The organism is Nodosilinea sp. P-1105 (assembly GCF_012911975.1).
Classification (GTDB): domain Bacteria; phylum Cyanobacteriota; class Cyanobacteriia; order Phormidesmidales; family Phormidesmidaceae; genus Nodosilinea.
The window spans coordinates 36,914-49,484 of the sequence record NZ_SMDQ01000016.1; the positions used below are offsets into that span (position 1 = coordinate 36,914).

Here is a 12,571-nt window from a genome sequence, read left to right on the forward strand (position 1 = left end):
AGGTTGGGGTTTCGCCTATTCAGTATGACATTGGACGTGAGGGGTAGGGAGGCTGGATGGGGGGGATCTGTACCGGCACCTGGCAAATTGCGCCCATATCCAGCTCAAAGCTGGAGCTTTCCCACAAAGAAAACCCCAGCTCTGAACTTGGATTGGGTACTGAATTTGACTTTAGGTTAAATCAGTTTCAGCTCAGGGTATTCGGCCACCATCTCATCAGCGGTCAGGGTTTCCCCCGCCTGTTGCGGCGTCCACAGCACTTCTATAGCCAGTAAGTTGTCGCTGGAGATGGCACCAATTTGGCTCAGGGCTTGCTTCAGATCGGCGGTGGAGCGCACCTCTGGCAAGTCTAGGCGGCCCTGGGTGGCTACCACCAGGGTGGCCAGGATGTACTCCCCTGGGGCTTCAGTGCCGTCGCCAGGCAGGGACTTGGCCTCTTTCTGGCTAATCTGACTGTTGACGTTGGACAGGGTTTCGGCCGTGAACTTGCTGCGGGCCGATAGGGTATAGCGGTTAAACGCTTGCTCGGCGCTCAGTAGACGGGTTTGCTTATCGTCGCTAGCTGCATAGACCCAGTAATCGGGATGGCGCAGTAGGGCCAGCGTGGTTTCTTGTAGCAGCTTGGCTAACCCTGCGGTGGTGCCGGTATCGGCGGTGGCCGCCAGTTGGTTCAGGTCTTCTTGCAAGCCTCGAGCTTCAGCCAGCAGGCCCACTTGCAGCTTTGCCACAGCCACTGGTGGATTGGCCGACGAGGCCATGGTGCCATAACCGTCACCGCCCCCAGCATTGCGGAAGCTGCGTACCAGGAAATTAGCGATCGCGATAAAAATCAGCAGGGTAAATAACCCGCCAAAACCACCGCCAATGCCAAAGAAGGGAAACAGAAAGGGAAAGCCAAAGCCCCCGCCTGGGTAATACCCACCGCCCCCAGGTCCAGGGGCATAGGAACGCGGTGACGGGGTCATCGGCCGGGCGGGAGCCCGAAAGCTGCCGCCGCCAATCCGGCCACCGGCCCTGGCGGCCCAGGCCCCATCGGCATGACCGAGCACTAAAACGAGAACCAAACCTAGGGCTACCAGAGGCTTAACCCAAGGTTTCAAAAGGGGCTTAATACGCCGAAACAGTCGTTGAAACATTGCTGTAAAAACAGGGTTTAAATAACGCTATGTATACTTTAACGCGAAGTCTTTCGGCCGCTAAACCTACCCTACTGCGATCGCAGTGGGTGATCCGCCCTTGTCTTAGCCGCCACCGACAATGGTGACAATTTCCAGGCGATCGTGGGGATGCAGGTAGGTAGTTTCCCACAGCTGGCGGTGCAGAATTTCGCCATTGTACTCCACCGCTACCAAGCGAGGGTTCAAGCCCAGGGATTCTAAAAAGGTCGGCAATGGGGTACCGGGGGGGCAGGTTTGGGTTTCGCCGTTGACCTGCAGATAGATGGAGTCGGAATCAGGGGTGGGCATGGGGGAAGGACGAAAAACGAAGAGGGTAGGGCGGAGCCAGTGAGTAGCAGCTTTCGTAGGGCACTGCCCACTACTCGGTAGAAAGTTTTCTAGAGGTCACCTTATTTAAGTCTAAATTTAAGTCTAATTCCTGACGTCAGCTCCCCAGATAACTATCTTACCAGTACCGTCTGGAACCTTTGGCGGTGGCTGGTTTGGGCCACCAAGTACTGGGCAATCAGGGTGGGATTTTCCGCTTCAATCAGGGCTCGCACCACGGCCACCCGCTCGGCCCCGGCTTGCAGCACCTCCGTCAGGTTGTCGGGGTTGATGCCACCGATGGCATACCAGGGCACCGTCGCTTGCTCGGCGGCGTAGCGCACATAGTCTAGGCCAGCAGCGGCCTTATCGGGCTTGGTGGGGGTGCTATATACCGGCCCCACCCCAATGTAGTCGGCCCCTGCGGCGATCGCCCGCTGCATTTCCTCTGGGTTGGTGGTCGATCGACCAATGATGCGCTGGTGTCCCAGCAACTGGCGAGCGGTGGATATTGGTAAGTCCGTTTGGCCCAGGTGGACGCCGTCGGCCTCGACGGCCAGGGCCAGATCGACTCGGTCGTTGACCAGAAACAGCGCCCCATAGCGATGGCAGAGATCCTTTAGCTTTTGGGCCAGTTCCAGACGTAGGCAGTCGTCAGTGTGTTTGTCACGGTACTGCACCAGGGCGATGCCCCCTTGCAGGGCCGCTTCTACAATCGGCAATAGGCGATCGCAGGGGGACGTGACCAGATAGGTCAGGGCCTGGTGCAGTTGCTGGCGGCGATGCCCCCCCATCAGCTCGCTTTCTAGGGTGTACACCTGGTAGCGCATGGTTTTGCAGGCAGCAGCGAAGTCACCCCGGTAGAGCTTGCCATATTCCTCTAGCACCCGCAGAGCTTCCTGTACCCGGCAGAGATTCGCCTGTAGCACCGCTGTGACGCTGGCCCGCTCCGCCTCTTGGGCATGGGTCAGGTCAGTGCCAGGGTCGCCGGGGGTGTCGCGGGCCAGTCGTAGTTCTGGGGCATGCCACTGGGCCAGGGTTTGGCGCAGGTGCTTCAGGTGTTCGGTTTGGGTGGGGTTATTGAGGCCAAACCGGCACCAATCTTCAATGATGCGTAGCCCTTCCCGGGCGCGGTCCAGATTGGCGTCTAGGATGCGGTAGACGGCTCCCTTGCTGCCGCTGGGCTGACGAGGAATGGATGACCCCAAGGGCTGATCCGGCATGGATTAAACGACGGGTGATGAACGTGTTTCATCCTAACAGATATGAACTTTAGTAAACGGAGTGGCGAATATACCGTAACCTGAGCTATCAGTTTGTCGTCTTCGCTCATTTAACCCTCACCCTGGCTATGGCTATTCGTCTTCAACCAGCCTGTATCGTCGCGATCGCCGCTCTGGTTGCCTGGGGGCATGGCCCCGCTTTAGGGCAGTCATCTCCGTCCCCGTCAGCGGCTCCCCCTGGCCCGATCGAACGGGGCCATAATCAGCGGCTGGTCCATGTCAACCCTGTCTCCGGCAGTGATGGCAACGGCGATGGCAGCCAACTGCGACCCTATCAAACCATCACCCAGGCCTTAGCGGCAGCACCGCCCCAGTCAATTGTGGTGCTGGCCTCAGGGGAATACAGTGCCGATTCGGGGGAAACCTTCCCCCTGCGCCTAAAGCCAGGGGTCACGGTCCAGGGCGCACCCGGCGTCGATCGCCCCCCAGCGGTGATTCGCGGTAGTGGGCTGTGGACCAGCCGTAACCAGGGCAGCCTGCATGTCACGGTGATCGGCGTCGATGGGGCTGGCTTAGGAAACGTCACCCTGACTAACCCCCACACCGCTGGCTACGGGATGGTGGTAGAAGCTGGACGCCCGGTGATTCGAGACAACCTGTTTGTCAGTAGTGGCTATGGGGGTGCCCTGGTGACCGGCGATAGTGCCCCGTTGCTAGAAGGCAACCGGTTTACTCACAATGGTGTCGTCGGACTGGCGATCGCCGGGCAGTCTACCGCCCAGGTACAGGGCAACCAGTTTGATAACACGGGCATCGGGATTCGGGTCGCCCCCGGTGCCCAACCCGAAATCCACAACAACCGCATTGTGCAAAACCAGGATGGCATTATTTTGGACGGCAGCGCCCAACCCTACCTGCACAACAACCACATTGCCCACAACCGTCGCAACGGGGTGGTGGAGTTTCAGGTGGCGGCTAAAGCCGATGAGTCTGGTCCGGCGATCGCCGCTCCACCTGTTCTTCATAGCCCAGCCCCAACCAGCACCCCAACTGCACCGCCAGTGGTGTCCGAGCCGTCTCCCCCTGACTCGTCTTCAGCCCCTGCCCCAGCAGGCCCCCAGGGCTTAGCCCCAACAGCATCGGCTACAGAGCCCTTACCCCCAAGCCCTCAGCCCCGCCCGGCCCAAGCCACAGCTCCGCTAGCAGAGCCGATCACCCACGCCCCAGATCCAGATGACACTGCCCTAGCCAGGGTGGCGGCGGAACCGCCTACCGCCCCCAGTCCCCCAGCCCCCGAGCCATCGACAGCAGCCCAGGGAGACGATGCTGCCACCCTGGCGATCGCGCCGCCTGCGGCTGAGCCCAACGATTCAGAACCCTTGACGGCGGCTGCCCCTGCTTCCATCCCGGAGTCACTGCCCCTATCTGCCACAGGTGAGGCCCCCGAGGTCACAGCCCCAGAGCCCCCGCAGCAGCAACCATCAGTCAGTCAGAACGCCACTGCCAACCGCGATCGCTTGGCGGCCATCCACCATCGCCTGCGCCAGCAACGGCAAAACTCCCCCAACCAGGCCACTGCTGCTTCAGAACCAGAACCAGAGCCAGAGTCTGTGCCCCTCCAGGTAATTCCGCCCCCTGCCGAGCCCGTAGTCGTGGCTGCTAATTCGGAGGTCAAGCCCGAGACGAACTCAAGTTCATCCCCCCAGGAGGCCGACAATCCTCAACTCTTGCGGGTGCCGTCGGGTTCGATTCCATCCAACTACAGTGGCGATGCGCCCACCCCGCGCTCGACCCCTGGTCAAGTTGCCGCCCCCAGTCAAGGAGGGCCGCCGCCGCCGCCGCCCTCCTTGGCTGGGTTGCTAGGACTGCACTATAAGGTGTTGGTCCCCGCCGCCGATCAGGCCGTTCAGGACCAGGTGCGGGCCCTGGTATCCGATGCCTTTCGGGTGCGGATGAACGGCCAGTGGATGATGCAGGCAGGCGCCTACCCTGATTCAGACACCGCCGCCGCCACCGCCGATCGGCTCAGAGCCCAGGGGTTACCGGCGCAGGTGGATTATGTGCCCTAGGGCAGAAGGCAGAAAATGAAGTCCCTTGCACAAAAAGGTTTCAGCAGGGTTTCAGCGTTAGCAGGAAGGGGGCTGAAATAAGTTGGCCAGGGTGTATCCAGAACTTTGTAGGATAGGCATCCTGCCTGTCCCCTGTCCCCCTCCGTTAACTCTTATCCGACGTCGCCACCAGGCGCTTGCGCAGAGAATCGGCCCGGCGCTTGGCAGTTGAATTTTGGGGCTCTGCGGCCAAGGCACTTTCGTAGACCTCCAGGGCTTGGTTCATCAGTTGCTTGCGCTCGTAGCTATGGCCCAGGTTGTTGAGGGCCGTGACATAGGCTGGTGTGATTTTTAGCGCTTCCTTGTAGTTACGAATGGCCAGGTCATACTGCTCTTGGGCAAAGTAGGCATAGCCCAGAGCATTGTGCACGACAGCAGCATTTTCGCTGTCATCGTCGCCCAGCTGCTTCAAAGCTTGCTGAAGATACAGCACCGCTTGGGTATAGAGTTTTTTATCTAATAACAGGCTGCCCAGTTCGTAGTATTCCTGGGCGGTGCCCTTTTCTTTCGTTAGCTTTGATTGCAAGCGGGATAGGGTGCTTTCAATACGACGGGTCTTAATCACCTGGCGAACCACAAAAAAGGCGGCAATGCTGAGCAGGCCAAGCAAAATGGCCAGGTAAATTAAGAGCAGATTGCTGTTCTCCATTGGTTTTTAAGACCTATTCCTATAGCGCTAAACAATCAGGATCCTAGCGGTGAGCCTGTTTATTGGAATTTCCATGGCTGCCCCCGGGCCAAGTTGCCCGTTGGCAGCCTCACAATATCATTATCTTGCCACGAGTTAGGGTAGTCCCCAGAAGGTGGCGCGCTCGTCCAACCAGCCGTCTTCCAGCCAGGTGGTGACAGCGGTATTCACTTGCGATCGCAGGCTGGTGTACTGCGTCCCCTTGGGTAAAGCCACCCCCAGGGGGTCTACCGATAGGGCCGTCGGCAAAAGGGTGTAGCCGTCATGGGTCTGCTGCCAACCAGTCAGCACGGTCAAATCGGCGGCGAAGGCGTCAACCCGACCGGTGCTGAGGTGCTCCAGGGCTTGTTGGTAACTGTCTAGGGGAGCCAACACGGCAAAAGGTAGGGTATAGCGTAAATACCCGATCGCGCTTGAGCCCTGCAACACCCCTACCCGCTGTCGCTGCACAGCTTGCAGAGTCTGGTACTGCCCCTGGCGCACCAATACCCCAGTGCCATCTAGATAGTAGGGAGGACTAAAGTCGACCACCCGCATCCGTGCTGGGGTGATAGTTAATCCGGCGATCGCAAAATCCACCCGATCCTCCAGTACTGCCGGTAACCGCTGCACATTGGCTACGGGTTCAAACACCACCGCCTCAGGGCTGCCCACAATTTCTGCCGCCAATCGCCTGGCCAAGTCAATTTCCAGGCCCATCCAGTCTCCCTCTGGGCTGCGAAAGCTGAGGGGACGCCACTGCTCCCGCACGGCTACTACGACATGCCCCCGCCGTCGAATAGTCTCCAGCTCAGCAGCAACAGAAATTGGGGACACAGCCCACTGCGCCCCCAACCCTATGCCAAAACTCAGCAGCCCTAGGCTAGCCCTTGCTGGCCACTTCAACCACTTTGGTAAAACCATCGGGATCAAGCACCGCCATTTGAGCCAGCATTTTGCGATTAATGTCGATATTGGCCTTTTTCAGTTGGCCAGTGAGCTGACTGTAGCTGATGCCATGTAGGCGAGCCGCCGCGTTGATCCGGGTGATCCACAGACGGCGGAAGTCGCGCTTGCGGTTGCGGCGATCGCGATAGGCATAACGCAGGGCTTTCATCACCTGCTGGTTAGCCGTACGAAACAGCTTAGAGTGAGATCCTCTAAACCCTTTTGCCAGTTTTAATACTTTGTTGCGGCGCTTTCGGGCAACATTGCCGCGCTTAACACGTGCCATGACTCTCTAAATCCTCAATGGTAAATGAAACGGTCAACCAAAAATCTTGTCACCAGTCGACAAAACTGGTCATCCTAAAGCAAGCATCCTTACCTTAGAGGTAGGGCAGCATCAACTCCACATTGGGGGCATCTGCTTCAGATACCACAGCAATCTTAGACAGGCGAGAGCGGCGATCGGCACCCTTGTGCTGTAACAGGTGATTTTTAAAGGCCTTGCGACGCATAATTTTGCCGCTCCCGCTACGACGGAAGCGCTTAGCGGCGGCCTTGCGAGACTTTAGCTTCGGCATAGTTCATACATGGTTTCGACACAGTCTCTTATCATACCATGGCGATCGCAGATGTCCTGGGCGAAATAGACTTCATCTCAGCCAAGGTGGTCATACTTTTGCCAGCCAATAACCGTCAGCCATCTTTAGCTTCTTGGTATGATAGGAGCCTAACCGTTATACAGGTCTTCTATGCTGAAGCGTTCTCCCTTTGATAGCACCCAAGTTATGCGCCGTACCGAAGATTTGATTCAGGCCGCTTCCAATCGCTATCGCATCACAGTACAGGTGGCCAACCGGGCCCAGCGGCGACGCTTCGAAGATTTTGAGAACTACGAAGACCCCAAGATGAAGCCGGTGCTGCGGGCGATTATTGAAATGTCTGACGAGCTTACCCAGCCTGAGATTATTGGCGAATAGCAGGGAGGCTTTCTCCCTGTCCTGGCTATGGACCAACGGTTTGTGAAAGAAGGCCCTGGCTGGCGCATTGGTTGGGATCAAGCCGCGTCCACTTACCAGGGTATGGTGGCAGGCGACACCTGGGCGCTTGAGCTGACAGGCCAAGAATTCCAGGATTTCTGTCGCCTCGCCCAGCAACTGGTTGACACTCTCCAGGCTATGGCCGCTGAATTGATGGATCAGGAACGGATTACCTGCGAAGCCGAGTCCGACCTGCTCTGGGTCGAGGCAGATGGGTTCCCCGATCAGTACTCCCTACGCTTCATTCTCAGTAACGGTCGCCGTTGTGAGGGGCAATGGGCCAGCGAGGCTACTCAGGGGTTGATGCAAGCTTTATGCCGCTTGGACTCGGTTTAAGTTGGTTGGACTGACTGGATTAACGTCAATCCAGCGAAATCCCATAGGGCCGAAAAGTCCGCCCCATTCCCCTTGGTCTGTTGCAGCCCCACAAGAAACCACAAAAAAATATCTAGGGATCGATCTGAGAATGCTGACCTGTCTGTGTTATTGTGGTTAAGCACGATTTTTGACCGGGGCGTAGCGCAGCTTGGTAGCGCACCACTTTGGGGTAGTGGGGGTCGTGGGTTCAAATCCCGCCGCTCCGATTGACTGAAACCTCGCCATTTGGCGGGGTTTTGTCGTTTCTAGGATGAGTCCCTACGTCAAGACCCTAGAGGATGGGGTGCGGAATCCCTCAGTTTATCGATCGCCTCGGTTAAACGGCAGGCGTTCAATGAGCATCTTCTAGACCTATTTACGGCCATGTTCGACTTGGGGCCAGCTTTGATTAAAGCTCACCCCAACTACCAGAATCTCCTGAATTACGGGGCTATAGCCGCTTAAGCTGGAGCCATGCCCACCTAAATTTGTTTGGAGTGTTGTAATAAGTAAGTGATGGTCAGCGCTTCCATAGCCAGCACTGGCCATTGATTGAACTGAAGCGCACAACCTCGATAGCAATAGAGTAAGGTGTTGTCTGAGCCTTCTGCATAGGTAAATTGCCTATCCTTGAAAAAGTTTCTTACCTGATGGTCAAAAATTTGGCAAATCCGATATTGATCGGATCTTTGGAGTAGATAGGTGTCTGAGAACTGTTGCCAGACACTACAAATCATGTCGGTTTTTAGCTGGGGTAGATCCCGCTCAGGCATGCTATCTGTAGGTAACCATGAGGTACTCCTATGGGTCAGCAGCATCGAGACTTTGACTACCACCGGGTTTGTCGCAACCGAGAAATTGAGACTAGAGTTCCACGAGCCGCTATGTTGCTGATCGGTGGGGCGGAAGGGGATACGTCTGGAGAGGATGCCGCCACTCGCTGGTTTTTAGAGCGAGCTCGGGGGGGAAATTATTTGGTGCTGCGGGTGGGCGGTGTCGGAACGCAAGCCAAGTGGATTTGCGATCGCTACAAAGACACCATTAGCTCAGCCGCCGAACTATCCATTGACAGTCGGGAGGCAGCTGATAATCCGGATGTGGTTGACTACATTCGGGAAGCAGATGCCCTGTTCATTGCTGGGGGAGACCAGAATGATTACCAGAAATTCTGGGAAGGGACGGCCACCGAAACCGCCATCAATTATTTAATCCACGAAAAAAAGATACCGATAGCGGGTACCAGTGCCGGCATGGCCATCTTAGGTGACCACTACTACGCCCCTGATCACCAGGGGGTGATTAGTTCTGAAATTCTCGATGATCCGTTCCATTACAATACCCAGACCATTCACCGGAGCCGGTTTATCCAACCGCCCTATCTCGAGCAAGTGATTATGGACACCCATCTGGATCGGGTGAATCGCCAGAACCCAGAGACCCGTTATGGGCGTATTCTAGGGTTGCTGGCCCGGGTTATTTATGACGATGACAATAACCTGGACCACTACGCCATTGGCCTGGAAGAGGGGGCTTTTGTGGCGATTGACGAACAGGGCATCGCCCACGTGTTTGGCAATGGTACCGAGATTGGCCAAGATGCTTACTTCTTGCAGCCCAATGGAGCCCTACCCGAACAAATGTGGCCAGGTTGGCCCCTGGTTTGGGACCATGGCGGGCAGGCGGTAAAAGTTTATCGGATTGCTGGCGATCCAGAGGGCAGTGGTTATTTTGACTTAAAGGATTGGACTACCGCTGGGGGTGGTACTTGGGAATATTGGTACACCAAGGGTGGCAAGTCGGGGCTACGCAAAACGGTCATATAACTTACTGATAAATGACTGCGGTCTGCCTGAAGGCAGAGGACTTAGGGCTAAATTTCTACCTTTCGATTCCTTACAGAATGGGGGATTTAGCTCCGCAGGCGATAAAAATATGGCATGATCTAAAGCGTAGTTCAATTGTCAAGCGACATCTACCGCTTATTGTTCAGGTAAATGAAAGCTTGTCCTGATGTTTTGGGGATTGTCCTAAGTTAAGCTTAATTTCCCCTAATTTCCAGGATGACACTTAGCGGGTAGCTGCGATCGCTCCCCCCACCACTCGCTACCGCTGCAGTTGGTTGCTTTCTCAGTTGACCCTTAACCGATAGCTGACGCTTACACCCGTGATGTTCACGCTGGTGCTGGTTTGCAAGCAGTCAATTGGGCTACCTTGGCTAGCCCTATGGTTGCTAGCCCTGCCCAGTGAAGCACGGAGGAAACCCCATGAAACTATCAACATTAGCGGGTGCAGCCGTAGCCGTTCCGATCATGTTTGCCGCACCTGTGCAGGCCGAAAATCTGGCCCATGTGCAGCAACTGCTTGAAACTAACCTTTGCCAAGGTTGCGATTTGTCAGGGGCTGACCTCACCCAGGCCCACTTGATTGGAGCTGACTTGCGCGAGGCCGATTTGACCGGTGCCATCCTGCACGAGGCCAACTTAGAAGGGGCCGACCTAACCGGCGCTGATTTAACCGGTGCCAACCTGACCCAGGCCTTTTTAACCAATGCCGTATTGGATGGAGCTGTGTTAGACAACGCCAACCTGACCCAGGCTCAGATTTATTTTGCTGAGGCCGCAGGGGCATCATTTTTGGACGCTAACCTGACCCAGGCTGAAATTGTCGGCACTCCTATCAGCATCGGTGGCGATTAAGTCGGTCTGGCTGCACTATGCCCCCCGCTGCTGGGGGTCGGCATCCCCTCCTGGGCTACTGTGTACACATAAGTCCTAAAGGCCTTGGCTGCAGGACTTTTCCCACCCTGCGGGAAGAGCAAGCTCTACATCCCCCAACCCCTTCTCCCGTTCTGGGAGAAGGGGAGCCGGAAAGCCCTGTCTGGCCTCCCCCACTCTGCGAGAAGCAAGCTACGCCCATTTTTGGGAGAGGGGGACCGTTGGCGAAGCTTGCCCAGAGGGCTTGGGGGAGAGGGCCAAGATGTGTATACACGGCATCCCCTCCTGGGAGGGGCAAGGGTGGGTTACACAGGTATAGGGAGGGGTAGCTGATGCCGCAGCGTAGTACTAATGCTCATTAGTCAAAAAAATGATGCCGGAAAATGTGCCTTAGGGTTCACGGTCTACGGCTCGCCTTAAACCGCTTACCGTGAACCGTATACCGTATACCGTAGATCCTGCTGACCCGTCACGGCTGACCTGTCACGGCTCCCTAAGCCGCTACGGCCACTGCATCGGTGGCGGCCACGTCTGACAGTTGGTTCAAGACCCCGTTGACATTGGCCTTGGCGTCGCCGAACAGCATCAGGGTGTTGTCGTGGTAGAACAGCGGGTTGTCAACCCCGGCATAGCCCGGTGACAAACTGCGCTTCAGAACTACCACAGTATCTGCCTGCCACACCTGCATCACTGGCATACCGGCAATGGGACTGGTGGGATCACTCTGGGCACTGGGGTTAACGGTGTCGTTGGCACCAATCACCAGCACCACATCCGTATTGGCGAAGTCGTCATTGATTTCATCCATTTCCAGAACAATGTCGTAGGGCACGTTGGCTTCGGCGAGCAGCACATTCATGTGACCCGGCATCCGCCCGGCGACGGGGTGAATGCCAAATTGGACCTGTTTGCCCTGGCGGCGCAAAATTTGGGTAATTTCCGCTACGGCGTGCTGGGCTTGGGCTACGGCCATGCCATAGCCGGGTACAATCACAACGCTATTGGCGGCTTCTAAAATATCCACCACATCCGCTGGATTGGTGGCTGTGGCATCTCCCGCCTGGCCAGCCCCCTGGCTGGAGCCAGCACTGGTGGCCCCAAAGCCACCCAAAACCACATTCAAAAACGAGCGGTTCATCCCTTTGCACATGATGTAGCTGAGGATAGCGCCGCTGCTGCCCACCAGGGCACCGGTAATAATCAACAGGTCGTTGTTGAGCATAAAGCCCGCCGCTGCCGAGGCCAGCCCCGAATAACTGTTGAGCAAGGAAATAACAACGGCCATATCGGCTCCGCCGATGGCCATGACGATCACAATGCCAAATACGGCTGAAATGGCGGTCATGATCCCCAGGGGAACGAGGCCAGCAGTGCCGGTTGCTGAGAGAAAGGGGGCTCCTAGAGCCGCGATCGCAATCAGCATGGCAATGGTCAACCCATGGCGAGCCGGTAGTAGCACCGAGCGGCTGGGCAAAATGCCTTGCAGCTTACCGACCGCCACCATCGACCCGGTAAAGGTGACCACCCCGATGAACACACCAGCATAGATTTCAATCCGGTGGATGGTTTCTTCGATGCCCACTAGGGTCGAACTGGGTTGTAGATACTCAGCAAAGCCAACTAACACAGCGGCCAGACCCACAAAACTGTTCAAAAATGCCACCATTTCGGGCATAGAGGTCATCGCGACCCGGCTGGCCGCCACAACCCCCACCAGCACCCCCAGCCCAATGGAGCTGGCTTGAACAGAGTAGCCCTGGCTGATAAAGGCGGTGGCGGCAAAGGCAATGGCCATACCGATGATGCCTAGCCAGTTGCCCCGCTTGGCGGTTTCCGTCTGTGACAGCCCACTCAAACTGAGAATGAAGAGGGCGCTGGCGGCGATATAGGCCGTGGTTACAAGATTGTTAGACATAAACAAAGAGAAAGTAGGGAATGGAGTGTTGAATTTTGGATTTTGGATTTTAGAGCGGCATGTCGCCCTTGACCTTCAAAATTCTCTAAGCTACTTGGCTGCAGGGGGCCGCTGGTAA

14 protein-coding genes, 1 tRNA gene and 1 pseudogene are annotated in these 12,571 nt (G+C 56.6%); 7 read left to right on the top strand and 9 right to left on the bottom strand.

Translation table 11 applies throughout. The features are described 5' to 3' along the window. Positions 1-176 precede the first annotated feature (176 nt). The 3 genes from E1H13_RS09520 to E1H13_RS09530 form a co-directional block, all read right to left on the bottom strand. Complete coding sequence (locus E1H13_RS09520) at positions 177-1,136, bottom strand: DUF1517 domain-containing protein (RefSeq protein ID WP_169613179.1); 960 nt, start codon at positions 1,134-1,136, stop codon at positions 177-179. 105 nt (positions 1,137-1,241) lie between these two features. Beyond that, positions 1,242-1,466 carry a sulfur carrier protein ThiS gene (thiS, locus tag E1H13_RS09525; protein WP_169613180.1) on the bottom strand — a complete coding sequence of 75 codons (225 nt, stop codon included), beginning with the start codon at positions 1,464-1,466 and terminating at the stop codon, positions 1,242-1,244. A 152-nt stretch (positions 1,467-1,618) separates the two neighbouring features. Next, a complete protein-coding gene (locus E1H13_RS09530; RefSeq protein ID WP_169613181.1) occupies positions 1,619-2,707 on the bottom strand; it encodes a thiamine phosphate synthase in 1,089 nt (362 codons plus the stop codon). A gap of 128 nt (positions 2,708-2,835) precedes the next feature. Here E1H13_RS09530 and E1H13_RS09535 point away from each other — a divergent pair, with 128 nt between their 5' ends. Further along, positions 2,836-4,776, top strand: coding sequence for a DUF1565 domain-containing protein (locus tag E1H13_RS09535; protein ID WP_169613182.1), 1,941 nt, complete (start codon positions 2,836-2,838; stop codon positions 4,774-4,776). A gap of 145 nt (positions 4,777-4,921) precedes the next feature. Here E1H13_RS09535 and E1H13_RS09540 read toward each other — a convergent pair whose 3' ends face one another. The 4 genes from E1H13_RS09540 to rpmI all read right to left on the bottom strand — a co-directional run bounded on the left by E1H13_RS09540 (position 4,922) and on the right by rpmI (position 7,008). Further along, complete coding sequence (locus E1H13_RS09540; RefSeq protein WP_169613183.1) at positions 4,922-5,464, bottom strand: tetratricopeptide repeat protein; 543 nt, start codon at positions 5,462-5,464, stop codon at positions 4,922-4,924. Between the two features lie 135 nt (positions 5,465-5,599). Continuing rightward, entirely contained in the window at positions 5,600-6,319 is a 720-nt protein-coding gene (locus tag E1H13_RS09545) for a transporter substrate-binding domain-containing protein (RefSeq protein ID WP_347404142.1), read from the bottom strand. A gap of 46 nt (positions 6,320-6,365) precedes the next feature. Further along, complete coding sequence (gene rplT / locus E1H13_RS09550; protein ID WP_169613185.1) at positions 6,366-6,716, bottom strand: 50S ribosomal protein L20; 351 nt, start codon at positions 6,714-6,716, stop codon at positions 6,366-6,368. 94 nt (positions 6,717-6,810) lie between these two features. Further along, a complete protein-coding gene (gene rpmI, locus E1H13_RS09555) occupies positions 6,811-7,008 on the bottom strand; it encodes a 50S ribosomal protein L35 (protein ID WP_169613186.1) in 198 nt (65 codons plus the stop codon). Positions 7,009-7,179: 171 nt separating this feature from the next. Here rpmI and E1H13_RS09560 point away from each other — a divergent pair, with 171 nt between their 5' ends. The 4 genes and pseudogenes from E1H13_RS09560 to E1H13_RS09575 all read left to right on the top strand — a co-directional run. After that, positions 7,180-7,407: a DNA-directed RNA polymerase subunit omega gene (locus tag E1H13_RS09560; protein WP_169613187.1), complete on the top strand. Its 228-nt coding sequence runs from the start codon at positions 7,180-7,182 to the stop codon at positions 7,405-7,407. Positions 7,408-7,434: 27 nt separating this feature from the next. Beyond that, positions 7,435-7,803, top strand: coding sequence for a DUF1818 family protein (locus tag E1H13_RS09565; protein ID WP_169613188.1), 369 nt, complete (start codon positions 7,435-7,437; stop codon positions 7,801-7,803). Positions 7,804-7,977: 174 nt separating this feature from the next. Further along, positions 7,978-8,051, top strand: a tRNA-Pro gene (locus E1H13_RS09570). A gap of 97 nt (positions 8,052-8,148) precedes the next feature. After that, a pseudogene (locus E1H13_RS09575) lies at positions 8,149-8,289 on the top strand (IS4 family transposase); the annotation flags it as partial. A 17-nt stretch (positions 8,290-8,306) separates the two neighbouring features. Here the strand turns inward: E1H13_RS09575 and E1H13_RS09580 are convergent. Beyond that, a complete protein-coding gene (locus E1H13_RS09580) occupies positions 8,307-8,597 on the bottom strand; it encodes a hypothetical protein (RefSeq protein WP_169613189.1) in 291 nt (96 codons plus the stop codon). A gap of 30 nt (positions 8,598-8,627) precedes the next feature. Between E1H13_RS09580 and E1H13_RS09585 the strand changes: the two genes are divergently transcribed. Beyond that, the gene (locus E1H13_RS09585; RefSeq protein ID WP_169613190.1) at positions 8,628-9,647 is read left to right on the top strand and encodes a cyanophycinase; all 1,020 of its coding nucleotides are present in this window, start codon (positions 8,628-8,630) and stop codon (positions 9,645-9,647) included. 441 nt (positions 9,648-10,088) lie between these two features. Further along, the gene (locus tag E1H13_RS09590; RefSeq protein ID WP_169613191.1) at positions 10,089-10,520 is read left to right on the top strand and encodes a pentapeptide repeat-containing protein; all 432 of its coding nucleotides are present in this window, start codon (positions 10,089-10,091) and stop codon (positions 10,518-10,520) included. A gap of 511 nt (positions 10,521-11,031) precedes the next feature. Here the strand turns inward: E1H13_RS09590 and E1H13_RS09595 are convergent. Then, positions 11,032-12,453 carry an NAD(P)(+) transhydrogenase (Re/Si-specific) subunit beta gene (locus E1H13_RS09595; RefSeq protein WP_169613192.1) on the bottom strand — a complete coding sequence of 474 codons (1,422 nt, stop codon included), beginning with the start codon at positions 12,451-12,453 and terminating at the stop codon, positions 11,032-11,034. Between the last annotated feature and the right edge of the window lie 118 nt (positions 12,454-12,571).